This window comes from Pseudomonas sp. NFPP25 (genome assembly GCF_900116505.1).
In the GTDB taxonomy this organism is placed as follows: domain Bacteria; phylum Pseudomonadota; class Gammaproteobacteria; order Pseudomonadales; family Pseudomonadaceae; genus Aquipseudomonas; species Aquipseudomonas protegens.
In genome coordinates, this window is the sequence record NZ_FPBG01000005.1 from 1 (window position 1) to 23,105 (window position 23,105).

Consider the following 23,105-nt stretch of genomic DNA (forward strand, 5'->3'; position numbering starts at 1 on the left):
GTAGTGGTGTCCGGGGTATCGGTCACGCTGGTTTCAGCCGGCTTGTCGCTGATTTCCAGCTTCTCGTAGTTACCACCGTCGGCTTTGGTAATGGTCGTGCTCAGCGAACTGCCGCCAGCGAGGGCATCGTTTGGCGCGGTGAAGTTGACGCTGGCGGACGACTCACCCACCGGAATGGTGATGGTCTGGCCATTGGACAGAGTGACGACTACCGGCGAACCGGTCACTGGCGCAGTCACGGAGGCGGTGTACACCACAGTGCCGCCTTCGGCGACGCTTGGTGTTGCGGTCAGGCTGACAGTCGAAGTGTCGATGGTGTCAGTGACATCAGTCACCGCTGGCGCTGGATTGGTTTCCAGGTTCTCGAAGTTACCGCCCTCGGCCTTGGTGATCGTTGCCTCGACCTTGCCGGCGTCTTTGTACACGTCGTCAGCCGGAGCGGCGACGGTGGTAGTACCGGACGTAGCGCCGGCGGCGATAGTGATTATCGCGCCATTGCTCAAGGTCACTGTGACCGGGGTGCCGGCTGCATTGGTCAACGTGGCGGTGTAGACGATGGAGCCGCCTTCGGCCACGGACTCGGTCGCGCTCAGGCTCAGGGTAGTGGTGTCCGGGGTATCGGTAACGCTGGTTTCAGCCGGCTTGTCGCTGATTTCCAGCTTCTCGTAGTTGCCGCCGTCCGCCTTGGTAATGGTCGTGCTGAGCGAACTGCCACCAGCCAATGCATCGTTTGGAGCGGTGAAATTCACGCTACCGGACGACTCGCCCACCGGAATGGTGATGATCTGTCCGTTGGACAGAGTGACCACGACCGGCGAGCCGGTTACTGGCGCTGTCACCGACGCGGTGTAAACAACAATGCCACCCTCAGCCACGCTTGGAGTTGCGGTCAGGCTGACGGTCGACGTATCGATGGTGTCAGTCACGTCGGTGACTGCTGGAGCTGGATTGGTCTCCAGATTCTCGAAGTTACCGCCTTCGGCCTTGGTAATGGTGGCTTCGACTTTACCGGCGTCTTTGTACACGTCGTCAGCCGGAGCGGCGACGGTGGCAGTACCGGAGGTAGCGCCAGCGGCGATGGTGATCACCGCGCCGTTAGAGAGTGTGACAGTAACAGGCGTACCCGCAGCATTGGTCAGGGTCGCGGTGTAAACGATGGAACCACCTTCAGCCACGGACTCGGTCGCGCTCAGGCTCAGAGTGGTGGTGTCCGGGGTATCGGTGACGGAGGTTTCAGCCGGCTTGTCGCTGACTTCCAGCTTCTCGTAGTTACCGCCGTCCGCCTTGGTGATGGTGGTGCTCAGGGAGCTACCGCCAGCCAACGCATCGTTTGGCGCGGTGAAGTTGACGCTGGCGGACGACTCGCCCACTGGAATGGTGATGGTCTGGCCATTAGACAGAGTCACTACGACCGGGGAACCAGTCACGGGGGCGGTGACCGACGCGGTGTAAACCACAGTGCCGCCTTCGGCGACATTAGGGGTAGCTGTCAGCGAAACAGTGCTGGTGTCGATGGTATCGGTGACATCAGTCACTGCTGGAGTCGGGTTGGTCTCCAGGTTCTCGAAGTTGCCACCCTCCGCTTTAGTGATGGTGACTTCGACTTTACCGGCGTCCTTGTAGACGTCATCCGCCGGGGCCGCGACGGTGGTGGTGCCGGTAGTGGCACCTGCGGCGATGGTGATCACCGCGCCGTTGGAGAGGGTCACGGTGACTGGAGTACCAGCGGCATTGGTCAGGGTGGCGGTGTAGACGATGGAGCCACCCTCGGCCACGGTATCGGTGGCGGTCACGCTCAGGGTCGTTGTATCCGGGGTATCGGTGACGGAAGTTTCAGCAGGCTTGTCGCTGATTTCCAGCTTCTCGTAGTTACCGCCGTCGGCTTTGGTAATGGTCGTGCTGAGCGAACTGCCCCCAGCCAGAGCGTCGTTTGGCGCGGTGAAGTTGACGCTGGCGGACGACTCGCCCACTGGAATGGTGATGGTTTGGCCATTGGACAGAGTGACGACCACCGGCGAACCGGTCACTGGCGCAGTCACCGATGCGGTGTAAACGACGGTGCCGCCCTCGGCGACGCTTGGTGTTGCGGTCAGGCTGACGGTCGAAGTATCGATCGTGTCAGTGACATCGGTCACAGCCGGAGCCGGGTCGGTGACCAGGTTTTCGAAATTGCCGCCATCGGCCTTGGTGATGGTGACTTCAACCTTGCCCGCGTCTTTATAGACATCATCGGCAGGGGCGGCGACGGTGGCAGTACCGGAAGTGGCACCGGCAGCGATGGTGATTACCGCGCCGTTGCTCAGGGTCACGGTGACCGGGGTGCCAGCAGGGTTGGTCAGAGTGGCGGTGTAGACGATGGAGCCACCCTCGGCCACGGTATCGGTGGCCGACAGGCTCAGGCCGGTGTCGTCGATGCTGTCGGTCACGGTGGTGACCGCTTTGTCTGGGCTGGGTTGCAGGTTCTCGAAGTTGCCGCCTTCAGCCTTGGTGATACCGACTTCGATGGTGTCGCCGTTCTTGTAGACGTCATTGGCTGGCGCCGGGACGTCGATCGAGCCACTGGACTTGCCCGCTTCGATAGTGATCACCGAGCCGTTGGACAGGGTGATGGTCACCGGAGTCTGTGCCGGGTTGGTGAGGGTGGCGGTGTAGGTGATCTGCCCGCCCTCGGTAACGCTGGCATCAGCGGTCAGGCTGACGGTGGTGGTGTCGATGGTGTCGGTGACCTGGGTGACCGCCGGGGTCGGGTTGACCGTTACCAGCAGGCCGCCACCGCCGGTGGTGCCGGTCACGCTGACGCTGATCTGGCCCGGGTCGATATAGACGTTGTCCTGGGGCGCCAGGGGCACCTGCACGCTGCCAGTGGTCTGGCCGGCGCTGATGACGATGACCGCGCCATTGGACAGGGTCACAGTCAGGTCGGTAAGTGGCGCCTGGGTCAGGGTCGCGGTGTACACCAGGGTGCCACCGGCTTCGGTAATGGTTGGGGTGGCGCCCAGGGTCAGGGTGGCCGGGCGCAGGGAGTCACTCCCGCTGCCATTGCCGTTGCCATTGCCCAGGCCGCCATTGTTGGTCAGGCCGCCAAAGGTGTTGTCCTGGGTCGAATTGGCCAGCCCCAGGCCAGCGGTGGGGAAACCGATGGTCGGGTCGACCCGGCCCGCAGTCTCTTCCAACTGCACAAAACTGTGGCCACCACCGGCCGCGCCGCCATTCCCCGCGGCGGTCGGGCCGGCGGCGGTGGCTTCCAGGTCGGTGGTCGGGTCGGCGCCGGCGGCGATGGCCTGCTGCAGTTCTGCCACCGAAGGGGCGGCCTGAGCGGTGGCCTGTGCCAGGTCCGTGCTGGAGTCCGGTGCGGCACCGCTCCACTGGGTGTCACGCCCCAGGTCCAGAGTGCGCCCGTCGGTCAACTCCAGGGTGACGGCCCCGGCCGGGCCGGTGTCTACCTGGTCACCCACGAACAGGCGGTCCCCTTCAATGAGTACGCGTCGGATCCCTTCCGGGGAAACCACGAAAACTTGGCCGACAATGCTTTTGACGATGGCAACAACACTGCTCATTGGGGACTCTCCGGTGTACCGCTCAGTCGACTTCCATGTACCGGCTTGGGCGCGGGCCGCAACTCAGTCAGGACGTACTAGGTGTGTAATTGGGAACGGGTAATTGACAGATCTATCGTCAAAAGTTTGGCTATATTTTTTGGGTATTAACTTTATGCCAAACTATTGACCTTATGGACGCCATCCTAAACAATCGCCGAATTAATGTCACATTGATATTCACGCGGTAACCTGACTTGAAGTATGTGAACCAGTTCTTAGTTTGAACTTTCCGACGGACGGTTGTTTTGGTTGTAATAAATCGATGTGGTGCCACGTTCTGACGTGATTCTGGACACGCTGTCCGAGGGAAATTCTTACCATGCGTTTTCATCTGTTCAAGGCCCTGCCCTTTGCCTTAGCCGCCAGCTTTGTGCAGGCTCAAACCCTTCCTGAAGCCATGCAGAAAGCACTGGATGTGCACCCGGAAATCCAAGCCGGCGTGAACAGCCGTCTGGCTGCTGACTACCAGCTGAAAGCCGCCAAAGGTGGCTATCTGCCACGAGTGGACATGTTAGCTGGCTATGGTCGTGAAGGGACGGATAACCCTACGACCCGTGCGGGTACAGGCAGCAATCACTGGGAAACCTTGAACCGCGGCGAGTCAAGTTTGCGTCTGCAACAGATGGTTTTTGACGGTTTTGCCACGTCCAGCGAAGTCGGGCGTCAACAAGCCACCGTCAACTCCCGCGCCTACTCCCTGCTGGGCACCTCCGAGCGCACGGCCCTGACCGTGGCCCAGGTCTATCTGGATGTGCTGACCCGCCGTCAATTCGTGCAACTGGCGGAAGACAACCTGCGCAATCACGAGCGTATCTACGACCAGATCAAACTGCGCACCCAGCGTGGCGTGGGTAGCGGCGCCGACCTTGACCAGGCTGAAGCGCGGATGGCCCAGGCCCGCAACAACCTGATCACCGAGCAGACCAACCTCGCCGACGCCCAGACCAACTACCTGAGTGCCGTCGGAGAAATGCCGGACCAGCTGGAACGCCCTGCCAGTTTTATGGCGCTGTTGCCGGCCAACCTCGACGAGGCCCGGCACCAGATGCTTGAAAACAGCCCGATCCTGCGTTCCGCCGAGTCCGATATCGTCGCTGCCGAGAAGCAGTACGATGCCGCCAAGTCGGCGTTCTATCCGCGCTTCGACGCGGAGCTGGGGCGTACTGCCGACAACGACCTGGACGGCCAGAACGGCCACAACAATGAATGGCAGGCCATGCTGCGCATGCGCTTCAACCTGTTCGCCGGCGGCAGCAACAAGGCCGACCTGGAGTCCAAGGCCTACCAGTCCAACCAGGCGCTGGATATCCGCAACAACGCCCTGCGGGTGCTGAACGAGGAACTGGGCCTGGCCTGGAACGCCTTGAACAACGCCAACGCCCAGGTGCCGATCGCCCAGCAATATGTGGATCACAGCACCAGCGTGCGGACCGCCTACCAGAAGCAGTTCAGCCTGGGTGAACGTACCCTGCTGGACTTGCTCGACAGTGAAAACGAGTTGTTCACCGCCTCCCGGCGCCTGGCCGAGATCCAGAACATTCAGTTATTTACTCAATATCGAATCAAGGCGACCATGGGCGAGTTGCTCAAAAGCCAGGGAGTGGTGGCACCTATGGCCTCCGTCGTGCAAAGCGATGTGAAGCCCAAGGTCCAGCTGCCCGGGATGAATTGAGCTAATTTCATCCAACCAGCCAGTCAAGAGTGTCGAGCGTGGAATCAGAAGTCAGTGTGCAACTCAGTCATGATCCACGCGGCATGCATGACGATCCCCTTCTGGATGGTTTGCTGACCCTCTGCTTCCTGCACCAGAAGCCCGCCAGTGCGGCGATGCTGACCACCGGCCTGCCCTTGCCATCCCAGCGCCTGAGCGCCGAGCTGCTGCCCCGGGCCGCGGCCCGGGCCGGGCTACAGGGCCGGGTGCTGCGGCGCAAGCTCGAACAGATTCCAGCCATCGCCATGCCCGCCCTGTTGCTGCTCAAGGACGGTCGCAGCGCGGTGCTGCTGGGCTGGCAGGGTGAAGACCAGGCGCGGCTGCTGCTCAGCGAAAGCGATGGCGGCGAAGTCTGTGTCGACCGCCAGTTGCTGGCCGACGATTACAGCGGCCAGGTGTTCTTCGCCCAGCCCCAGCACAAGTTCGACGTCAACCACGGGTCGCTGATCCCTCGCGCCCGTTCCTGGTTCCGCGACACCCTCAAGCGCTCGCGCTGGCTGTATGCCGACGCCATTGCCGCGAGCCTGCTGATCAACATCATCGCCATGGCCGCGCCGTTGTTCGTGATGAACGTCTATGACCGGGTGGTGCCGAACCAGGCCACCTCGACCCTGTGGGTGCTGTCCATCGGCATCATCGGCGCCTACATCTTCGACCTGATCCTCAAGGGCCTGCGCAGCCTGTGTCTGGACCTGGCGGGAAAGAAGACCGACCTGATCATTTCCGCCACGCTGTTCGAGCGCATCGTCGGCATGGCCATGAAGTACCGCCCGGCACGGGTCGGCAGCTTCGCCCAGAACATCCATGAGTTTCAGAGCCTGCGGGACTTTCTCGCATCCCTGACCCTCACCAGCCTGATCGACCTGCCGTTCACCCTGCTGATCTTCCTGGTGATCGCCATCCTTGGCGGGCATCTGGTGTGGATTCCGGTGCTGGCCTTCCCGATTGCCCTGTGCATCGGCTATGCCCTGCAGAAGCCGCTGGTGGCGACCATGGAAAAGACCATGGCCCTGGGGGCTGAGCGCCAGTCGAGCCTGATCGAGACCCTGGCCGGCCTGGACGCGGTCAAGGTCAACAACGCCGAGAGCGAGCGCCAGTACCAGTGGGAGCAGACCATCGGCACCCTCAGCCGGCTTGAGCTGCGGGTGAAGATGCTGTCCAGCCTGGCAATGAACATCACCTTGCTGATCCAGCAACTGGCCGGGGTGATCATGATCATCTTCGGCGTGTACCAGATCATCGACGGCAACCTCAGCATGGGCGGCCTGATCGCCTGCTACATGCTCAGCGGTCGGGCCCTGAGCCCGCTGGCTTCGCTGTCCGGGCTGCTGACCCGCTACCAGCAGGCGCGGGTCACCATGACCTCCGTGGACCAGATGATGGAGCTGCCCCAGGAGCGCAATTTCGACGAGCGCCCCCTGAGCCGCAGCGTGCTGCAGGGTGCCATCGAGTGTCGGCAACTGAGTTTTACCTACCCGGGGCAGCAGAACCCGGCGCTGAAGAACATCAACCTGATGATCAAGCCGGGGGAAAAGGTCGGCATCATCGGCCGCAGCGGCTCCGGCAAGAGCTCCCTGGCCAAGCTGCTGGTGGGGCTCTACCAGCCGGATTCCGGGGCCCTGCTGGTAGACGGTGTGGACATCCGCCAGATCGACGTCAGCGAACTGCGTCACAACATCGGCTACGTGCCCCAGGACATCCAGCTGCTGGCCGGGACCCTGCGTGACAACCTGACTTCCGGTGCCCGCTACGTCGAGGACGAACTGGTGCTGCAGGCCGCGGAACTGGCGGGGGTCCATGAGTTCGCCAGGCTGCACCCACAGGGCTATGAATTGCAGGTGGGCGAGCGCGGGCAGAACCTTTCCGGTGGCCAGCGGCAGAACGTCGCCCTGGCTCGCGCGCTGTTGCTCAACCCACAGATCCTGCTGCTCGACGAGCCCACCAGCGCCATGGACAACACCGGCGAAGAGCGCTTGAAACAGCGCCTGGAGGCGGTGGTGCAGAGCAAGACCGTGGTACTGGTCACCCACCGGGCGTCGTTGCTGTCGCTGGTGGATCGGCTGTTGGTGGTGGACCGTGGACAAATCCTGGCCGATGGCCCGAAAGCGGTGGTGATGGAAGCGTTGAAGAAGGGGCAGATCAGTGTTGCTTAAGTCGGGATTCAAGGACTCGATCCGTCGCTATTTCAAAGGCACCGATTCGCTCCAGGGGCAGCCGCTGCCCGAGGTCAACAAGGCACTGATCGAAGATGCGCCGCGGGTTATCCGCCTGACCATCTGGGGCATCATCGCGTTCTTCCTGTTCCTGGTGCTGTGGGCCAACTTCGCGGTGATCGACGAGGTAACCAAGGGCGAGGGCAAGGCGATTCCTTCCTCCAAGCTGCAGAAGATCCAGAACCTGGAAGGCGGCATCGTCTCCGAGCTGTACGTCAAGGAAGGCCAGATAGTCGAAGCCGGCGCGCCGCTGATTCGCCTCGACGACACGCGCTTCCAGTCCAACGTCGGCGAGACCGAGACCGTGCGCCTGTCCATGCTGCTGCGGGTCGAGCGCCTGAGCGCCGAGGTGGATGAACGCGAGCTGAATTTCCCCGCTGAGGCGGTCAAGGAAGCGCCGGGCCAGGCGGCCAGTGAGAAATCCCTGTACCAGAGCCGTCGCCAGCAACTGCATGACGAGATCGGTGGCCTCCAGGAACAGCTGATCCAGAAGCAGCAGGAACTGCGCGAGTTCACCTCCAAGCAGGCGCAATACCGCCAGCAACTGGGCCTGCAGCGCCAGGAAATCGCCATGTCCGAGCCGCTGGTGGCCCAGGGCGCGGTGTCGCCGGTGGAAGTGCTGCGGCTCAAGCGTGCCGAGGTGGAAACCCGTGGCCAGCTGGACGCCACCACCCTGGCGATCCCTCGCGCCGAATCGGCGATCAAGGAAGTGCAGCGCAAGATCGATGAAACCCGCGGCAAGTTCCGCAGCGAGGCCCTGACCCAGCTCAACGAAGCGCGCACCGAACTGAACAAGGCCAGCGCCACCGGCAAGGCCCTGGAAGACCGGGTCAGCCGCACCCTGGTGACCTCGCCGGTACGCGGTATCGTCAAGCAGCTGATGGTCAACACCATCGGCGGGGTGATCCAGCCGGGCAGCGACATGGTGGAAATCGTCCCCCTGGACGACACCCTGCTGGTGGAAGCCAAGATCCGTCCCCAGGACATCGCCTTCCTGCACCCGGGGCAGGAAGCGGTGGTCAAGTTCAGCGCCTATGACTACACCATCTACGGTGGCCTCAAGGCCCGCCTGGAACAGATCGGCGCCGATACCATCACCGATGAAGACAAGAAGACCACCTACTACATGATCAAGCTGCGCACCGACCGCAGCCACTTGGGCACCGATGAAAAGCCGCTGCTGATCATCCCCGGGATGGTGGCCTCGGTGGACATCATCACCGGCAAGAAAAGCATCCTCAGCTACCTGCTCAAGCCGATCATCCGCGCCCGCGCCGAAGCCCTGCACGAACGCTGATCCATGTAAGAAACCACCTGCCAGCCTTGTAGGAGCTGGCTTGCCAGCGAAGGGGCCTTGAGAGCGCCTTCGTCGGCGTGCCGTCCCCAAGCGGTCCATCGGTTGAATCAACATATCGTTATTCACTAACGGTATTTAAATTCGTTTTCTTATATCTATAAAGTTGACTCCCTGCGTACCTGCCGACCAATCGGCGCGCCGCACGAAATGAACCCACACGGGATCTCCGTGAGTTTCTGATCGACGCGCGCGCCCTGGGCGCGCCTGCGCGGGAGTTTCAGTCATGTCTGCATCAGCCAGTGCCGCCTCCATTGCCGCACAAGCTTTCGAAATCCGGCCCTTGAATGGGGCTGTAGGCGCCGAGATCGTCGGCCTCGACCTGTCCCGGCCAGTCAACGACCAGGACTTCGCCCGCATCCACCGCGCCCACCTGGACCATCACGTAGTGGTGTTCCGCGACCAGCGCATCAGCCCCGAACAGCAGATTGCCTTCAGCCGTCGCTTCGGTGTGTTGCAGATTCATGTGCTCAAGCAGTTCCTGCTGGCCGGGCACCCGGAAATCCTCATCGTTTCCAACATCATCGAGAACGGCCAGTCCATCGGCCTGGGGGACGCCGGCAAGTTCTGGCACTCGGACCTCTCCTACAAGGAACTGCCGAGCCTGGGCTCGATGCTGCACGCCCAGGAACTGCCAGCCGAAGGGGGCGACACCCTGTTCGCCAACATGCACCAGGCCTGGGACAACTTGCCCGAGGCGCTGCGCAAGGCGGTCGAGGGGCGCAGCGCCGCCCACTCCTATACGGCGCGCTACAGCGAGACCAAGTTCGAGGGCAACTGGCGCCCGACCCTGACCCCGGAGCAACTGGCCCAGGTCGCCGAGGTGGTGCACCCAGTCGTGCGCACTCACCCGGAAAACGGCCGCAAGGCGTTGTTCGTCAGCGAGGGCTTCACCACCCGCATCGTTGGCCTGCCGGAAGACGAAAGCGCCCAGTTGCTGGCCGAGCTGTATGCCCACAGCGTGCTGCCGGACAACATCTACCGCCATCAATGGCAGCCCCACGACCTGGTGTTCTGGGACAACCGCTCGCTGATCCACCTGGCCGCCGGTTGCCCGAGCCATCTGCGCCGCAAGCTGTATCGCACCACCATCCAGGGCGACGCCCCTTACTGATCAGCCAGGCACGGCAGGAGAACCAGCATGTCCTTATCCATTCCCTTCATTCCCCGCCTCGGCAGACTGGCCACGGCCATCGGCCTGGGTTTCAGCCTGCTGGCCGGCAGCCTGGTTGCGCCTGCGCCGGCCCAGGCCGAAGGCGAGATCCGCATCGCTGAACAGTTCGGTATCGTCTACCTGCTGCTCAATGTGGTGCGCGACCAGAACCTGATCGAAAAGCACGGCAAGGAGCAGGGCATCGACATCAAGGTCGACTGGACCCAGCTGTCCGGCGGCGCGGCGGTCAACGACGCGCTGCTGTCGGGCTCCATCGACATTGCCGGGGCCGGCGTCGGGCCGCTGCTGACCATCTGGGATCGCACCCACGGCCGGCAAAACGTCAAGGCCGTAGCCTCTCTGGGTAACTTTCCCTACTACCTGGTGAGCAACAATCCCAAGGTCAAGACCATCGCCGACTTCACCGAAAAGGACCGCATTGCGGTACCGGCGGTGGGGGTCTCGGTGCAGTCGCGCTTCCTGCAATACGCCGCCGCCAAGCAATGGGGCGACAAGGAATTCAATCGCCTGGACAAGTACACCATCGCCGTTCCCCACCCGGACGCCACCGCCGCGCTGATTGCCGGCGGCACCGAGCTGACCGGGCACTTCTCCAACCCGCCATTCCAGGACCAGGCCCTGGAGAACCCCAATGTGCACGTGGTGCTCAATACCTACGACCTGCTGGGGCCCAACTCACCGACGGTGCTGTTCGCCACCGAGAAATTCCGCAACGACAACCCCAAGACCTACAAGGCCTTCGTCGAAGCGCTGGCCGAAGCGGCCGAGTTCGCCCAGCACGACAAGGGCGCAGCCGCCGATACCTACCTGCGCGTGACCAAGGCCAAGATCGACCGCGCCGCTTTGCTGAAGATCATCGACAACCCGCAGTTCGAGTTCAGCGTGACACCGAAAAACACCTACCCACTGGCGGAATTCCTCTACCGGGTCGGTGCGATCAAGAACAAGCCCGAGTCGTGGAAGGACTACTTCTTCCAGGATGCCAAACCGTTGCAGGGGAGCTGATCGCCATGAATGCCCTCTTGCCAGGCCACACGGCCAGCAATCGCGCTGCCATCGCCCAGGCGCTGTTGGCGGTGGAACAAGTCAGCCTGGAATACCGCACCCCGCAGCGGGTGGTGCGGGCCACCCACCAGGTGAGTTTCGAGGTTGATCCGGCCGACCGCTTTGTCCTGCTGGGGCCTTCAGGCTGCGGCAAGTCGACCCTGCTCAAGGCCGTGGCCGGGTTCATCCAGCCCTGTGAGGGCGAGATTCGCCTGCAAGGCCAGCGCGTCAGCCAGCCCGGGCCGGATCGTATCGTGGTGTTCCAGGAGTTCGACCAGTTGCCCCCCTGGAAAACCGTGAAGCAGAACGTGATGTTTCCCTTGCTGGCGTCGAAGACCCTCGGCCGCCGCGAGGCCGAAGAGCGTGCCCTGGAATACCTGGAAAAAGTCGGCCTGGCGGCTTTCGCCGATGCCTATCCGCATACCCTGTCCGGTGGCATGAAGGCCCGGGTGGCGATCGCTCGCGCCCTGGCCATGCAGCCGAAGATCCTGCTGATGGACGAACCTTTCGCCGCCCTCGACGCCCTGACCCGACGCAAGATGCAGGAGGAGTTGCTGCGGCTCTGGGAGGAGGTGCGCTTCACCTTGCTGTTCGTCACTCACTCCATCGAGGAAGCGCTGGTGGTGGGCAATCGCATCCTCCTGTTGTCGCCTCATCCGGGGCGCGTGCGGGCGGAAGTCCACAGCCACCAGTACGACCTGCAGAGCCTCGGTGGCGTGGCCTTTCAGCAGACCGCGCGGCGCATTCACCGCTTGCTGTTCGATGAAGGCCAATCGCCGGAAACTGAAACCGAGCTGGATTTCGCCGATATCCGTATCGCTTATTGAGCCGTCAGGCCACCGTTGAACGAGGAATGCCCGATGAGCCACTCATCTCCTGCGCGCGAGGAATACGAAGTTGTCCTGCAGCCCTTGCTGCAAGTGCCCCTGGAGCGCGAGCTGCCCCTGGGGCAGCGCCTCTGGCAACAAGGCTGGTTGCGCAAGAGCCTGATCCTGGTCCTGCTGGCGCTGCTCTGGGAAGCCGTGGCCCGTTACCAGAACAACGACCTGCTGCTACCGAGTTTTCTGCAAACTGCCAGCGCTCTTTACCAGGGCCTGCTCAGCGGCGAATTGCTGGGCAAGGTGGGCATTTCCCTGGTGGTGCTGCTCAAGGGCTACCTGATCGGCATCGTCCTGGCGTTTGCCTTGACCACCCTGGCGGTCTCGACCCGGCTTGGCCGTGACCTGCTGAGCACCCTGACCTCGATGTTCAATCCGCTGCCGGCCATTGCCCTGCTGCCCCTGGCGCTGCTGTGGTTCGGCTTGGGGCAGAACAGCCTGATCTTCGTGCTGGTGCATTCGGTGCTCTGGGCTTTGGCCTTGAACACCTATGCCGGGTTTCTCGGGGTTTCCGAAACCCTGCGCATGGCCGGGCGCAACTACGGCCTCAAGGGCCTGCGCCTGGTGCTGTTCATCCTGATCCCGGCGGCGCTGCCGTCGATTCTCGCCGGGTTGAAGATCGGCTGGGCTTTCGCCTGGCGCACCCTGATCGCTGCCGAGCTGGTGTTCGGCGCCACCAGCGGCAAGGGTGGCCTGGGCTGGTACATCTTCCAGAACCGCAATGAGTTGTACACCGACAAGGTGTTTGCCGGGCTGGCAGTGGTGATCCTCATCGGCCTGCTGGTGGAAAACCTGATCTTCGACACCCTGGAGCGGATCACGGTAAAACGCTGGGGCATGCAGCGCTGAGCTACCTCGTCCGCCAGTCCCCCGACCGTAGGAGCTGGCTTGCCGGCGAAAGCGTCCTCAAGGGCTATGCAAGGTTCGAGGGCTCATTCGCCGGCAAGCCGGCTCCTACGCGGCTAGTGGGTTCACGGGTAAGGATTGATCTCCCTCATTTTCCTCGGCGCCAAGCCTGCTAGCATTGCGCCTGGATCATCCCTGACCAGTCACGAGTGCTCAGCATGCAACTTCCGGACATGAACCTTCTGGTGGCCCTCGACGCCCTGCTCGACGAGGGCAGCGTGGTGGGCGCGGCGCGGCGCATGAACCTCAGCCCGGCGGCCATGAGCCGGACCCTGACGCGGATCCGCGACGCCCTCGGCGACCCGGTGCTTGTACGTGCCGGACGCGGCCTGGTGCCCACCCCCAAGGCCCTGGAACTGCGCAGCCAGGTGCGCGATGTAGTGGAGCAGGCGGCGCTGGTGTTCCGCTCGGCGGACAAGGTCGACCTGGGTTCCCTGCAGCGGCGCTTCAACGTGCGCGCCAACGATTTTTTCGTCGGTGTGTATGGCGGTCGCCTCATCGATACCCTGGAGCGTCAGGCGCCCTTGTGCGAGCTGCGCTTCGTGCCCGAAGGCGATGGCGATGACGAGGCCCTGCGGGAGGGAAGGATCGACCTGCGGATTAGCAACACCCGGCCCCTGACCCCGGAAGTCAAGGTGCAGAACCTGTTCACCACCGCCTTTGTCGGCCTGGTGCGCGAAGGCCACCCGCTGTTGGACGAAGACATCACCGCCGAGCGTTTTGCCGCGTTTCCCCACATCAGCATGTCTCGCCGGGGCATAGCCCGTGGACCTATCGATGCGGCCCTGGCCGAGCAGGGCCTGGAGCGCCGGGTGCCGCTGATTGCCCCGAGCTTCCACGCCGCCATGTTCATGCTGCCGGATTCGGACCTGATTTTGCCGGTGCCCCAGGAAACCCTGCTCAGCGTCTCGCGCCTGGGCCTGCGCTTGCGTTCGTTCGTGCTGCCGATTTCCCTGCCGACCCTGGTCCTGACCCAGGCCTGGCATCCGCGCTACGACAAGGACCCGGCGCACAAGTGGTTTCGCGAAACCCTGCGCACCTCCTGCCAGGCCACTTGGCAAGAAGCCCAGCCGACCTCCTCGTAGGAGCCGGCTTGCCGGCGCAAGCGGTCTTGAGGGCCCCTTCGCTGGCAAGCCAGCTCCTACGGTCAACAGGGTGAATCATTGCGTCTGACGCACTTATAAACTGTCGATAAGTCAGTTTTCGTCAGCATCGGCTGTTCATAAACTGCTCTGGTTTTCTTGTCTGGAGCAGTATTTCCATGAGTTCCCTCGCTGTCGCTGCGCCTGCTTCGGTTGAAGCCGCCAGCAAGCCGGCAGCCATTGCACCGCCGGTGTTCGGGCCGCGGATCATCATCGGCCTGGTGGGCGTGCTGCTGGCGGTGCTGGTCTCGGGCCTCAACGAGATGGTGACCAAGATCGCCCTGGCGGACATTCGTGGTGCGCTGTTCATCGGCTACGACGAAGGCACCTGGCTGGTGGCCTGCTACACCGCCACCTCGGTGGCGGCCATGGCCTTCGCGCCCTGGTGTTCGGTGACCTTTTCCCTGCGGCGCTTCACCCTGTGTGCCATTGGCCTGTTCACCCTGCTGGGGGTGCTGTGCCCCTTCGCCCCGAACTACGAAAGCCTGTTGCTGTTGCGCACCCTGCAAGGCCTGGCCGGCGGCGCGCTGCCGCCGATGCTGATGACCGTGGCCCTGCGTTTCCTGCCGGCCAACGTCAAGCTCTACGGCCTGGCCGGCTATGCCCTGACCGCCACCTTCGGCCCCAGCCTGGGCACGCCCCTGGCGGCACTCTGGACCGAGTACGTGGGCTGGCAATGGGCGTTCTGGCAGGTGGTGCTGCCTTGCCTGCTGGCGATGGCGGCGGTGGCCTACGGCCTGCCCCAGGACCCGCTGCGCCTGGAGCGTTTCAAGCAGTTCAACTGGCGCGGCCTGCTGCTGGGCTTTCCGGCGATCTGCATGCTGGTGATCGGTATCCTGCAGGGCAACCGCCTGGACTGGTTCGAGTCGCCGCTGATCTGTGTGCTGCTGGCCGGCGGCCTGGTGCTGCTGGTGCTGTTCATGATCAACGAGTGGTCGCAGCCGATTCCGTTCTTCAAGCTGCAGATGCTCGGCATCCGCAACCTGTCCTTCGCCCTGCTGACCCTGGCCGGGGTGCTGGTGGTACTGACGGCGGTGATCATCATCCCGTCCGCCTATCTGGCTCAGGTCCAGGGCTACCGGCCGTTGCAGACCGCGCCGGTGATGCTGGTGATGGCCCTGCCGCAACTGCTTGCGCTGCCCCTGGTGGCAGCACTGTGCAACCTGCGCTGGGTCGATTGCCGCTGGGTGCTGGGGATCGGCCTGGGCATGCTCGTGCTGTCCTGTCTGGGCGGTACGCACCTGACCTCGGCCTGGATCCGTGACGACTTCTACGTGCTGCAACTGCTGCAGATCTTCGGCCAGCCCATGGCAGTGCTGCCATTGCTGATGCTTTCCACCGGCAGTATCACCCCGATGGAAGGGCCTTTTGCCTCGGCGTGGTTCAACACCGTGAAAGGCCTGGCGGCGGTGATTGCCACCGGTGTGCTGGATGTGCTGACCACCCGCCGCCTGCATTTTCATTCGACCATGCTGGTGGACAGCCTGGGCAACTCGCCTCTGGTGGACGACGGCGTCGCCGGCCTGGCCCGGCGCCTGCACCAGCAGGCCGTGGTGCTGACCTCCGCCGACCTCTACTACTGCATGGCAGGGCTGGCCGCTGTGCTGATCCTGCTGATTTTCTGGCTGCCGACGCGGATCTACCCACCGCGGGCACCGACTTGAACGAGACCTTTGTCATGACGACCCAGAACAAACACAAAATCGCCATTGCGGTAGCGGCAGTGGCGGCCCTTGGCGTGCTGGCCTACCTGGCGCTGCCGGGGCTGTTCGGCCGCGCCGGCGAGCAGACCACCAACGACGCCTTCATCGCCGCCGACTACACCCTGGTGGCCCCGCGCGTGGCGGGGTTCATCAAGGAAGTGCTGGTGGAGGACAACCAGCAGGTCAAGGCCGGGCAACTGCTGGCGCTGATCGACGACCGTGACCTGCGGGCCGCGGCCCAGGCGGCGGATGCCGAGACCCTGGTGGCCAAGGCGCAGTTGCAGAACGCCCGGGCGACCCTGGACCGGCAGAGTTCGGTGATCGCCCAGGCCCAGGCTGCCTTGAGCGCGGCCCAGGCCGAGCGAGCCTTTGCCGAGCATGAACTGAACCGCTACAACCACCTGGCCGGGGTCGGCGCCGGCACGGTGCAGAACGCCCAGCAGGCCCGGACCCGCATCGACCAGGCCAGCGCCCGGCTGGCCACCGCCACCGCAGCCCTGGCGGCGGAGCGCAAGCAGGTGGAGATCCTCACCGCTCAGCGCGACGCCGCGGAAGGTGGCTTGAAACGTGCCCAGGCGGCCCTGGAAATGGCCAGCTACGAGTTGTCCTACACGCGCATCGTGGCGCCGGTGGACGGCATGGTCGGCGAGCGCGCGGTGCGGGTCGGTGCCTATGTAACCCCGGGCAGCAAGATCCTTGCCGTGGTGCCGCTGCAGCAGGCCTATGTACTGGCCAACTTCCAGGAAACCCAGCTGACGGCCATGCATGCCGGGCAGGTGGTGGAGGTGCGGGTCGACAGCCTGGGCGGCGAGACCCTGCATGGTCGGGTGGAAAGCCTGGCCCCGGCCACCGGTGTGACCTTCGCCGCGGTGAAGCCGGATAACGCCACCGGCAACTTCACCAAGGTGGTGCAGCGCATTCCGGTGAAGATCCTTCTGGAACCCAACCAGCCGTTGGCCGAGCGGTTGCGGGTGGGCATGTCGGTGGAAGCCAGCGTGGACACCCACAGCTCTGCCACCAGCGCCCGCGAGGTGACCCAGCGATGAGCCGCGAACGCAGCCGTCACAGACGCTCCCACGGGCTCCGCACTCTGCTGGCGCTGAGCCTGCTGTCCCTGGCCGCGTGCAATGTCGGCCCGGATTTCCAGAGGCCCCAGGCGACCCAGGTCCAGGCCTGGTCCGCCCCGGCCCAGGCCGCTGCCAGCCAGGCGGTGGACAGTGCCATGCAGGAGCGCTGGTGGGAGGTGTTCAACGACCCGCAACTGTCGGCCCTGAGCCGTCGCGTCCTGAGCGATAACCTCGACCTGCAACTGGCCACCAGCCGTTTGCAGCAGAGCCGGGCGGCGCGCCAGGTCATCACTGCCGAACGCTATCCGAGCACCTCGGCCAATGGCGGCTACGGGCGCAAGCGCAACAGTGCCGAGGGCCTGAACGACCCTTCGGGGAACAATGGAAAATCAGCCTTCAATCTCTGGGAAGCGGGCTTCTCCGCCTCCTGGGAGCTGGATTTCTGGGGCCGGGTGCGGCGCGAAACCGAGGCCGCCGACGCGACCCTGGAAGTGGCGGAGAACGACCGGCGCGGGGTGCTGCTGTCGGTGCTGGCGGAAACCGCCCAGGACTACATCCAACTGCGCGGCGTGCAGAGCACCCGGGCGGTCACCGAGCAGAACCTCGAGGTCGCCCGGCACAGCCTGAAACTCTCGCAACTGCGCCTGGCCGACGGCGTGGCCACCGACCTGGACGTGGCCGAAGCCGCCGCCCAGGTCGCCACCATCGAGGCGCAACTGCCGGAGCTGCAACAGCGCCAGGCGCAGTTGATCAATGCCCTGAGCCTGCTGCTGGGGGAGCCACCCCAGGCCTTGCACCAGGAACTGGCCAACGATGCGCCAGTGCCGCAACCGCCATCCCAGGTGGCTATCGGCCTGCCTTCGCAACTGGCCGAGCGGCGTCCGGATATCCGCCAGGCCGAGGCGCGCCTGCATGCAGCCACGGCCAGCATTGGTGTGGCCAAGGGCGATTTCTATCCGCGCATTACCCTGTCCGGCAACTTCGGCTCCCAGGCCCTGCAACTGGCGGACTTCGGTTCCTGGAGTTCGCGGCAGTTCGGCATCGGCCCGCAGTTCAGCCTGCCGCTGTTCGATGGCGGCCGCCTGCGGGGCATGCTCCAGTTGCGCGAGGCCCAGCAGCAGGAAGCAGCCCTGGCCTACCAGCAGACGGTGCTGCGGGCCTGGCACGAAATCGACGACCAACTGACCCGCTACAACGCCAGCCAGTTGCGCCGCGACAGCCTGGCCGAAGCGGTGCGGCAGAACCAGATCGCCCTGCGCACGGCACAGCAGCAGTACATCGAAGGGGTGGTGGATTTCGTCAACGTGCTGACGGTGCAGGGGGCCTTGCTGGCAACCCAGGAGCAGTTGGTGGAAAGCTCGGCCGGAGTGTCCCTGGCCATGGTTGGCCTGTACAAGGCGCTGGGGGGGGGTTGGCAGTCGGTCTACCCATTGCAGGCTGCCAGCCAGCCAGGTTGAAAAGCGTTTTGCCTGGATTGAGAAAAAAGTGTAATGATAATTGCTCTCAATCATGTGCGCAGTTTCATTCATGCAAGCCACCACTGACGGCAACGCTCAACTCCATCGTCTGTATCAGGATCATCACGGCTGGTTGCAGGGCTGGTTGCGCAAGCGCCTGGGCGATCGCGAGCATGCCGCGGACGTGGCGCAGGACACCTTCCTGCGCCTCTTGCTCTCGGGGCGTTTTCCCGGGCAGCAGGAAAGCCGCAGCTACCTGGCGCAGATCGCCCGCAACCTGGTGGTCGACCAATGGCGGCGCGCGCGCATCGAGCGCGCCTACCTGGAAAGCATCGCCCACTTGCCGGAGCCGCAGACCCCCTCCCTGGAAAGCCGCGCGCTGATTCTCGAAACCCTGATGCAGATCGACGCCATGCTCGACCGCATGCCGGACAAAGTGCGCCAGGCCTTTGTCATGTCGCAGTTCGAGGGGCTGGGCTATGCGCAGATTGCCGAGCGCCTGGAGGTTTCCGTCAGCTCGGTGCAGAAGTACATGACCCGTGCGATCCAGGCCTGTTACCAGGTGCTCTACGCAGAATGAAACCTCATCAAGCACCCATTGCCCCCAGCGTTGTCGAGCAGGCCAGCAAGTGGCTGATGCTGCATTGGGGCGGCGAATTGAGCGCGCAGCAGCGCAGCGCCTTCGACGCCTGGCAGCAGGCCGATCCCGAGCACCAGCGAGCCTGGCAACGCCTGCAGCAACTGCAGCAGACCCTGCAAGGCGTGCCGGAACACAGCACCCATGTACTGTTGGCCAAGGCGCCGGACCAGCAGCGCCGCGCCGCACTGAAGCTGCTCGGCTTGCTGCTGGTGGCCGGTGGCAGCGGCTACCTGGTGCAGGACAGCCAGCCCTGGCGAGCGGCCTTCGCCGGGCAGCGCAGCGCCACCGGGGAAATACGCCACCTGACCCTGAGCGACGGCAGCCGCCTGGACCTCAACAGCGCCAGCGCCGTCGACCTGCTGTTCAGCGCCAGCGAACGGCGCATCCGCCTGATCCAGGGCGAGATCCTGCTGACCAGCGGGCATGACCCGTCGCGGCCGCTGATCGTGGAAACCCCCGCCGGCGATATCCAGGCCCTGGGCACACGTTTCGCCGTGCGCGAATTGGACGGCGGCACCCGGGTCGATCTTTACGAAGGGGCGCTGCGGATCAGCCCCCGCCATGCACAGGCCCTGCAACTGAATGCCGGCGAACGCCTGTGGTTCGACGCCGGCCGGGTGTCGGCCCGGCAAGTGGCCCAGGTCAATGCCAGCAGCTGGAGCGAGGGCCGGTTGATTGCCGAACGCCAGCCCCTGGGGCAGTTCGTCGCTGAGCTGTCACGGTATCGGCCAGGGGTGCTGCGCTGCGATGAGCAGGTGGCGGGCTTGCTGCTGACCGGGGTCTTTCCCCTGGCCGACAGCGATGCGGTGCTCGCCGCCCTGGAGCGCTCGCTACCGGTACGGGCCCATGCGGTGACCCGCTACTGGGTAACCCTCAAGCCGCGAGGCTGAATGCAAAAATATTTTGTCAGGCGGTTGTCGATTCCGGCGCGCCGTTCGGGATACCCCATGAAAGCCGATCAAGACGCATTCTCATGGGGAGTTCAGGAATGCCTTACCAGACCGCTGCATCCATTTTGACCCTGGGCGCTACCGCGCGCCGCCGAGCCTTTGTTGCGCTGCTGGCGGTGGCACCCGTGCTGCCAGGCATTGTCCAGGCCGAGCCGGGCAGCCAGAGCCAGGCCCGCGACTACCAGATCGCCCCCGGCAACCTCGACCAGGTGCTGAACCGCTTTGCCAGTGCGGCGGGGATTCTCCTGTCGGTGGATGCGAGCATGACGGCCGGCAAGCACAGCCAGGGCCTGCAAGGCCGCTACGAAGTGGCGCAAGGGCTGCACCAGCTCCTTGCGGGGACCGGCCTGCAAGCCACCCAGAGTGGCGCCAGCTGGGGGCTGCAACCAGTGGCCCAGGGCGCTGCGCTGGAGCTGGGGCCAACCCGCATCGGCGCCACCCAAGTGGATGAAAATGCCTGGGGCGCAGTGCCGGGGATCGTGGCCAAGCGCAGCGCCACCGGCAGCAAGACCGATTCGGCGCTGGTGGAGATTCCGCAGACCATCAACGTGATCGGCGCCAAGGAGATCAGCGCCCGTGGTGCCCAGAGCGTGACCGAGGCGCTGCTCTATACCCCGGGCATGACCGGCGGCGGCTTTTCCGACCGGGTGAAGATTTTCGACGAACCCACCTCCCGTGGTTTTTCACCGACTCCGCTGTACCTCGACGGCCTGCACTTGCCCTATGGCGGTGGCAGTACCGGTGGTGCCCTGCAGATCGAGCCCTATTCCCTGGAGCGCATCGAAGTGCTCAAGGGCCCGGCCTCAGTGCTCTACGGGCAGAACCAGCCGGGCGGGATCGTCAACATGGTCAGCAAGCGGCCCACCGAGACCCCCGTGCATCAGCTGAAAGTGGAAGCCGGCAGCTACGACCACAAGAGCATCGCCCTGGACCTGGGCGGCCCGCTGGATGAGCAGGGGCAGTTCCTCTATCGCCTGACCGGCCTGGCCAGCGACAGCCAGGACGCCATCGATTACGTGCAGCGCCAGCGTCAGTTCATCGCCCCGAGCCTGACCTGGCGGCCGGATGACGACACCCAACTGACGGTGTTTGCCCAGTTCCAGAAGGACAACGACGTGCCCGAGGCCCAGGGCCTGCCCAGCGTGGGCACGGTGTTCGCCAACCCCAACGGCAAGATCGACCGCGACCTGTTTCTGGGCGAGCCCGGGGTCAATGCCTACGACCGTGACCAGTTCGTCGTGGGCTACGAGTTCTCCCATCGCCTGAACGATGTCTGGACCCTGAAGCAGAATGCCCGCTACGCCGACGTCGACGACCGTTACCGTGCGCCGCTGCACGGCTACAAGTTCGTCACCAACCCCAAGACCGGGCTCGACGACCAGCGCTACATGACCCGCTACGGGGTCGACTGGAAGCAGCACAACAAGGTCTTCGGCGTGGATAACATCGCCCAGGCCGAATTCGACACCGGGCCGTTCAACCACACGGTGTTGGTGGGGCTGGATTACTACCACTTCAATTCGAAATACCACGGCAAGTACGACTACAACCCGCCGATTCTCGACATGTTCACCCCTACTTACGGCCAGTCGCTGAATTTCGGCAACGCTTACCAGTGGGACAACACCATCATCCAGACCGGCCTCTACGTGCAGGACCAGATCAAGTACGAGAAGTGGGTGCTGGTGCTGGGCGGTCGCAACGATTGGGCGGAAACCGACAACAAGGCGCCGCTGGGTGGGGCCCATACCAACGTCAAGAACCAGTCCTTCACCGGGCGCGGGGGGCTGGTGTACCTGTTCGACAACGGGCTGGCGCCCTTTGTCAGCTACTCGGAATCCTTCCTGCCGTTGAGCGGCACCAGCTTCCAGCGCAGCGCGTTCGAGCCTTCCACCGGCAAGCAGTACGAAGTGGGGGTGAAATTCCAGCCTCCGGGCCAGGAGAGCTTCGTCCAGGTATCGGCCTATCAGCTGGACCAGGAGAACATTCTGACCACCGACCTGGCCAACCCCGGGTTCAGTATCCAGAGCGGCGCGGTGCGCTCCCGAGGTATCGAGCTTGAAGCCAAGGCCAGCCTCAGCGAATCGCTGGACGTGATTGCCTCGGCATCGCGCAACGACATCAAGTACACCAAGGACAACGATGGCCGCGAGGGTCGCCATCCGGCGGGCATGCCACCCCTGACTGCTGCGTTGTGGCTCAACTACACCATCCTGGGCGACACCCCCCTGGCAGGCCTGGGAGCGGGCGTCGGCGCCCGTTACGTCAAGGGCAGCTACGGCACCGACTACGACGGCGCCTTCCAGATCCCTTCCTACACCGTGTACGACGCCGGCCTGACCTACGACCTTGAAAAGTCGCCGTTGCAGCTCAAGGGCGTGAAGCTGGCGCTGAACGTGAAGAACCTCACCGACAAGACCTACGTCGCCAAATGCACCAGCATCTGGGACTGCTACTACGGCGAAGGCCGGACCATGGTCTCGAGCCTGACTTATGACTGGTAAGGCCGCAGCAGCTGGGCTCACCAGTAGTCCGGCTTGATCGCGGGCGCCTTGCGGGTCGCCACTCGTTCGGGGAACTGGTGCTTGCACAGTTCCTCTGCGCTGACGACCCGGCGCATCCAGTGGGCCTGGGCTTTCAGTGAGCCGGGTTGCGGGCGCTGATACTGCGGGCGGTGAGGCAGGATCACGCCAAGGGTCAAGTCCGGGAAGTCTTCGCGAATGGCCCGCAGCGCTGGTGCCATATCGGTGTCTCCCGAGACCAGCACCAGTTGCTCGATGCGTTCATCTGGAGGATGCAGGGCTTGCCTGGCTGCGAGGCGGTACATGCTGATCGCCAGATGGACGTCGGTTTCCTTTTCCTCAAGTTTCCAGATGTCCACCGTGTCCTGGCGTGAAGCCCCTACGGCTTTATTGATGAAGCGTGGGGCTTTGGCCGGTTCAAGCTGATGGCGCCCCAGGTGCACATTGACCTGGGACGCCTTCAAGGCGCGCAGGTAGGTGTCTTGCGCTTCCTTGGAGGCCCGGCCGCGGGTGGCCAGCCGGGGTTTGACTGAAGAAGTGAAGTAGTCCACCGAGGCCAGTCGGCTGGCGGGGTTCTCGATCTGCACGATATGGGTCAGCAACCCGGGCAGGTCGAGCCACTTGAATGGGGTGTCGGCCAGCAACCCGTAGAACAGGTTGTAGCCATCGACAAAGAAGGCCGTGCGCACTATTCCATTCCCTGGAAACGAAAAAACCGGCCTGGGCCGGTTTTTTCACCCCAACG

General features: G+C 63.9%; 16 protein-coding genes. 14 read left to right on the forward strand and 2 right to left on the reverse strand.

From position 1 onward, the window contains the following. Positions 1-3,557: retention module-containing protein (locus BM382_RS20015; RefSeq protein WP_139238031.1), on the reverse strand; the 3,557-nt coding region annotated here is incomplete at its 3' end. A gap of 361 nt (positions 3,558-3,918) precedes the next feature. On the opposite strand from BM382_RS20015, the gene BM382_RS20020 reads away from it, so the two are divergent. The 14 genes from BM382_RS20020 (at position 3,919) to BM382_RS20085 (ending at position 22,342) form a co-directional block, all read left to right on the forward strand. Then, on the forward strand, positions 3,919-5,271 hold the full coding sequence (locus BM382_RS20020) for a TolC family outer membrane protein (RefSeq protein WP_011058515.1): 1,353 nt from the start codon (positions 3,919-3,921) through the stop codon (positions 5,269-5,271). 38 nt (positions 5,272-5,309) lie between these two features. Further along, positions 5,310-7,463: a type I secretion system permease/ATPase gene (locus BM382_RS20025; protein WP_011058516.1), complete on the forward strand. Its 2,154-nt coding sequence runs from the start codon at positions 5,310-5,312 to the stop codon at positions 7,461-7,463. Then, complete coding sequence (locus BM382_RS20030) at positions 7,453-8,820, forward strand: HlyD family type I secretion periplasmic adaptor subunit (protein ID WP_011058517.1); 1,368 nt, start codon at positions 7,453-7,455, stop codon at positions 8,818-8,820. The genes BM382_RS20025 and BM382_RS20030 overlap by 11 nt, the downstream gene beginning before the upstream one ends. Positions 8,821-9,103: 283 nt before the next feature. Continuing rightward, a complete protein-coding gene (locus tag BM382_RS20035) occupies positions 9,104-9,991 on the forward strand; it encodes a TauD/TfdA dioxygenase family protein (RefSeq protein WP_011058518.1) in 888 nt (295 codons plus the stop codon). Positions 9,992-10,030: 39 nt separating this feature from the next. Continuing rightward, positions 10,031-11,056 (forward strand): ABC transporter substrate-binding protein, encoded by a 1,026-nt coding sequence (locus BM382_RS20040; RefSeq protein WP_169893095.1) that lies wholly within the window; start codon positions 10,031-10,033, stop codon positions 11,054-11,056. 5 nt (positions 11,057-11,061) lie between these two features. Further along, positions 11,062-11,922 carry an ABC transporter ATP-binding protein gene (locus BM382_RS20045; protein WP_011058520.1) on the forward strand — a complete coding sequence of 287 codons (861 nt, stop codon included), beginning with the start codon at positions 11,062-11,064 and terminating at the stop codon, positions 11,920-11,922. Positions 11,923-11,955: 33 nt separating this feature from the next. After that, positions 11,956-12,822: an ABC transporter permease gene (locus BM382_RS20050; RefSeq protein WP_011058521.1), complete on the forward strand. Its 867-nt coding sequence runs from the start codon at positions 11,956-11,958 to the stop codon at positions 12,820-12,822. Between the two features lie 215 nt (positions 12,823-13,037). Beyond that, positions 13,038-13,964, forward strand: a complete 927-nt coding sequence (locus tag BM382_RS20055; RefSeq protein ID WP_011058522.1) for a LysR family transcriptional regulator — start codon at positions 13,038-13,040, stop codon at positions 13,962-13,964. Positions 13,965-14,140: 176 nt separating this feature from the next. Then, positions 14,141-15,685, forward strand: coding sequence for an MFS transporter (locus tag BM382_RS20060; protein ID WP_011058523.1), 1,545 nt, complete (start codon positions 14,141-14,143; stop codon positions 15,683-15,685). Positions 15,686-15,699: 14 nt separating this feature from the next. Beyond that, the gene (locus tag BM382_RS20065) at positions 15,700-16,770 is read left to right on the forward strand and encodes an HlyD family secretion protein (protein ID WP_011058524.1); all 1,071 of its coding nucleotides are present in this window, start codon (positions 15,700-15,702) and stop codon (positions 16,768-16,770) included. Further along, complete coding sequence (locus BM382_RS20070) at positions 16,767-18,248, forward strand: efflux transporter outer membrane subunit (RefSeq protein ID WP_072443707.1); 1,482 nt, start codon at positions 16,767-16,769, stop codon at positions 18,246-18,248. Before BM382_RS20065 ends, BM382_RS20070 begins: the two co-directional genes overlap by 4 nt. Before the next feature lie 70 nt (positions 18,249-18,318). Continuing rightward, complete coding sequence (locus BM382_RS20075; protein WP_011058526.1) at positions 18,319-18,828, forward strand: sigma-70 family RNA polymerase sigma factor; 510 nt, start codon at positions 18,319-18,321, stop codon at positions 18,826-18,828. Continuing rightward, on the forward strand, positions 18,825-19,778 hold the full coding sequence (locus BM382_RS20080; protein ID WP_019093513.1) for a FecR domain-containing protein: 954 nt from the start codon (positions 18,825-18,827) through the stop codon (positions 19,776-19,778). The genes BM382_RS20075 and BM382_RS20080 overlap by 4 nt, the downstream gene beginning before the upstream one ends. Before the next feature lie 98 nt (positions 19,779-19,876). Continuing rightward, on the forward strand, positions 19,877-22,342 hold the full coding sequence (locus BM382_RS20085; protein ID WP_053148377.1) for a TonB-dependent siderophore receptor: 2,466 nt from the start codon (positions 19,877-19,879) through the stop codon (positions 22,340-22,342). Between the two features lie 17 nt (positions 22,343-22,359). On the opposite strand, the gene BM382_RS20090 is transcribed toward BM382_RS20085, so the two are convergent. Then, positions 22,360-23,049: an NYN domain-containing protein gene (locus tag BM382_RS20090; RefSeq protein WP_015633685.1), complete on the reverse strand. Its 690-nt coding sequence runs from the start codon at positions 23,047-23,049 to the stop codon at positions 22,360-22,362. Between the last annotated feature and the right edge of the window lie 56 nt (positions 23,050-23,105).

What these genes read in the sequence shown, in the direction of transcription:
- BM382_RS20070 (WP_072443707.1), top strand. Translation starts at nt 16,767, where the DNA reads ATGAGCCGCGAACGCAGCCGTCACAGACGCTCCCACGGGCTCCGCACT.
- BM382_RS20065 (WP_011058524.1), top strand. Translation starts at nt 15,700, where the DNA reads ATGACGACCCAGAACAAACACAAAATCGCCATTGCGGTAGCGGCAGTG.
- BM382_RS20055 (WP_011058522.1), top strand. Translation starts at nt 13,038, where the DNA reads ATGCAACTTCCGGACATGAACCTTCTGGTGGCCCTCGACGCCCTGCTC.
- BM382_RS20080 (WP_019093513.1), top strand. Translation starts at nt 18,825, where the DNA reads ATGAAACCTCATCAAGCACCCATTGCCCCCAGCGTTGTCGAGCAGGCC.
- BM382_RS20050 (WP_011058521.1), top strand. Translation starts at nt 11,956, where the DNA reads ATGAGCCACTCATCTCCTGCGCGCGAGGAATACGAAGTTGTCCTGCAG.
- BM382_RS20035 (WP_011058518.1), top strand. Translation starts at nt 9,104, where the DNA reads ATGTCTGCATCAGCCAGTGCCGCCTCCATTGCCGCACAAGCTTTCGAA.
- BM382_RS20060 (WP_011058523.1), top strand. Translation starts at nt 14,141, where the DNA reads ATGAGTTCCCTCGCTGTCGCTGCGCCTGCTTCGGTTGAAGCCGCCAGC.
- BM382_RS20045 (WP_011058520.1), top strand. Translation starts at nt 11,062, where the DNA reads ATGAATGCCCTCTTGCCAGGCCACACGGCCAGCAATCGCGCTGCCATC.
- BM382_RS20075 (WP_011058526.1), top strand. Translation starts at nt 18,319, where the DNA reads ATGCAAGCCACCACTGACGGCAACGCTCAACTCCATCGTCTGTATCAG.
- BM382_RS20085 (WP_053148377.1), top strand. Translation starts at nt 19,877, where the DNA reads ATGCCTTACCAGACCGCTGCATCCATTTTGACCCTGGGCGCTACCGCG.
- BM382_RS20020 (WP_011058515.1), top strand. Translation starts at nt 3,919, where the DNA reads ATGCGTTTTCATCTGTTCAAGGCCCTGCCCTTTGCCTTAGCCGCCAGC.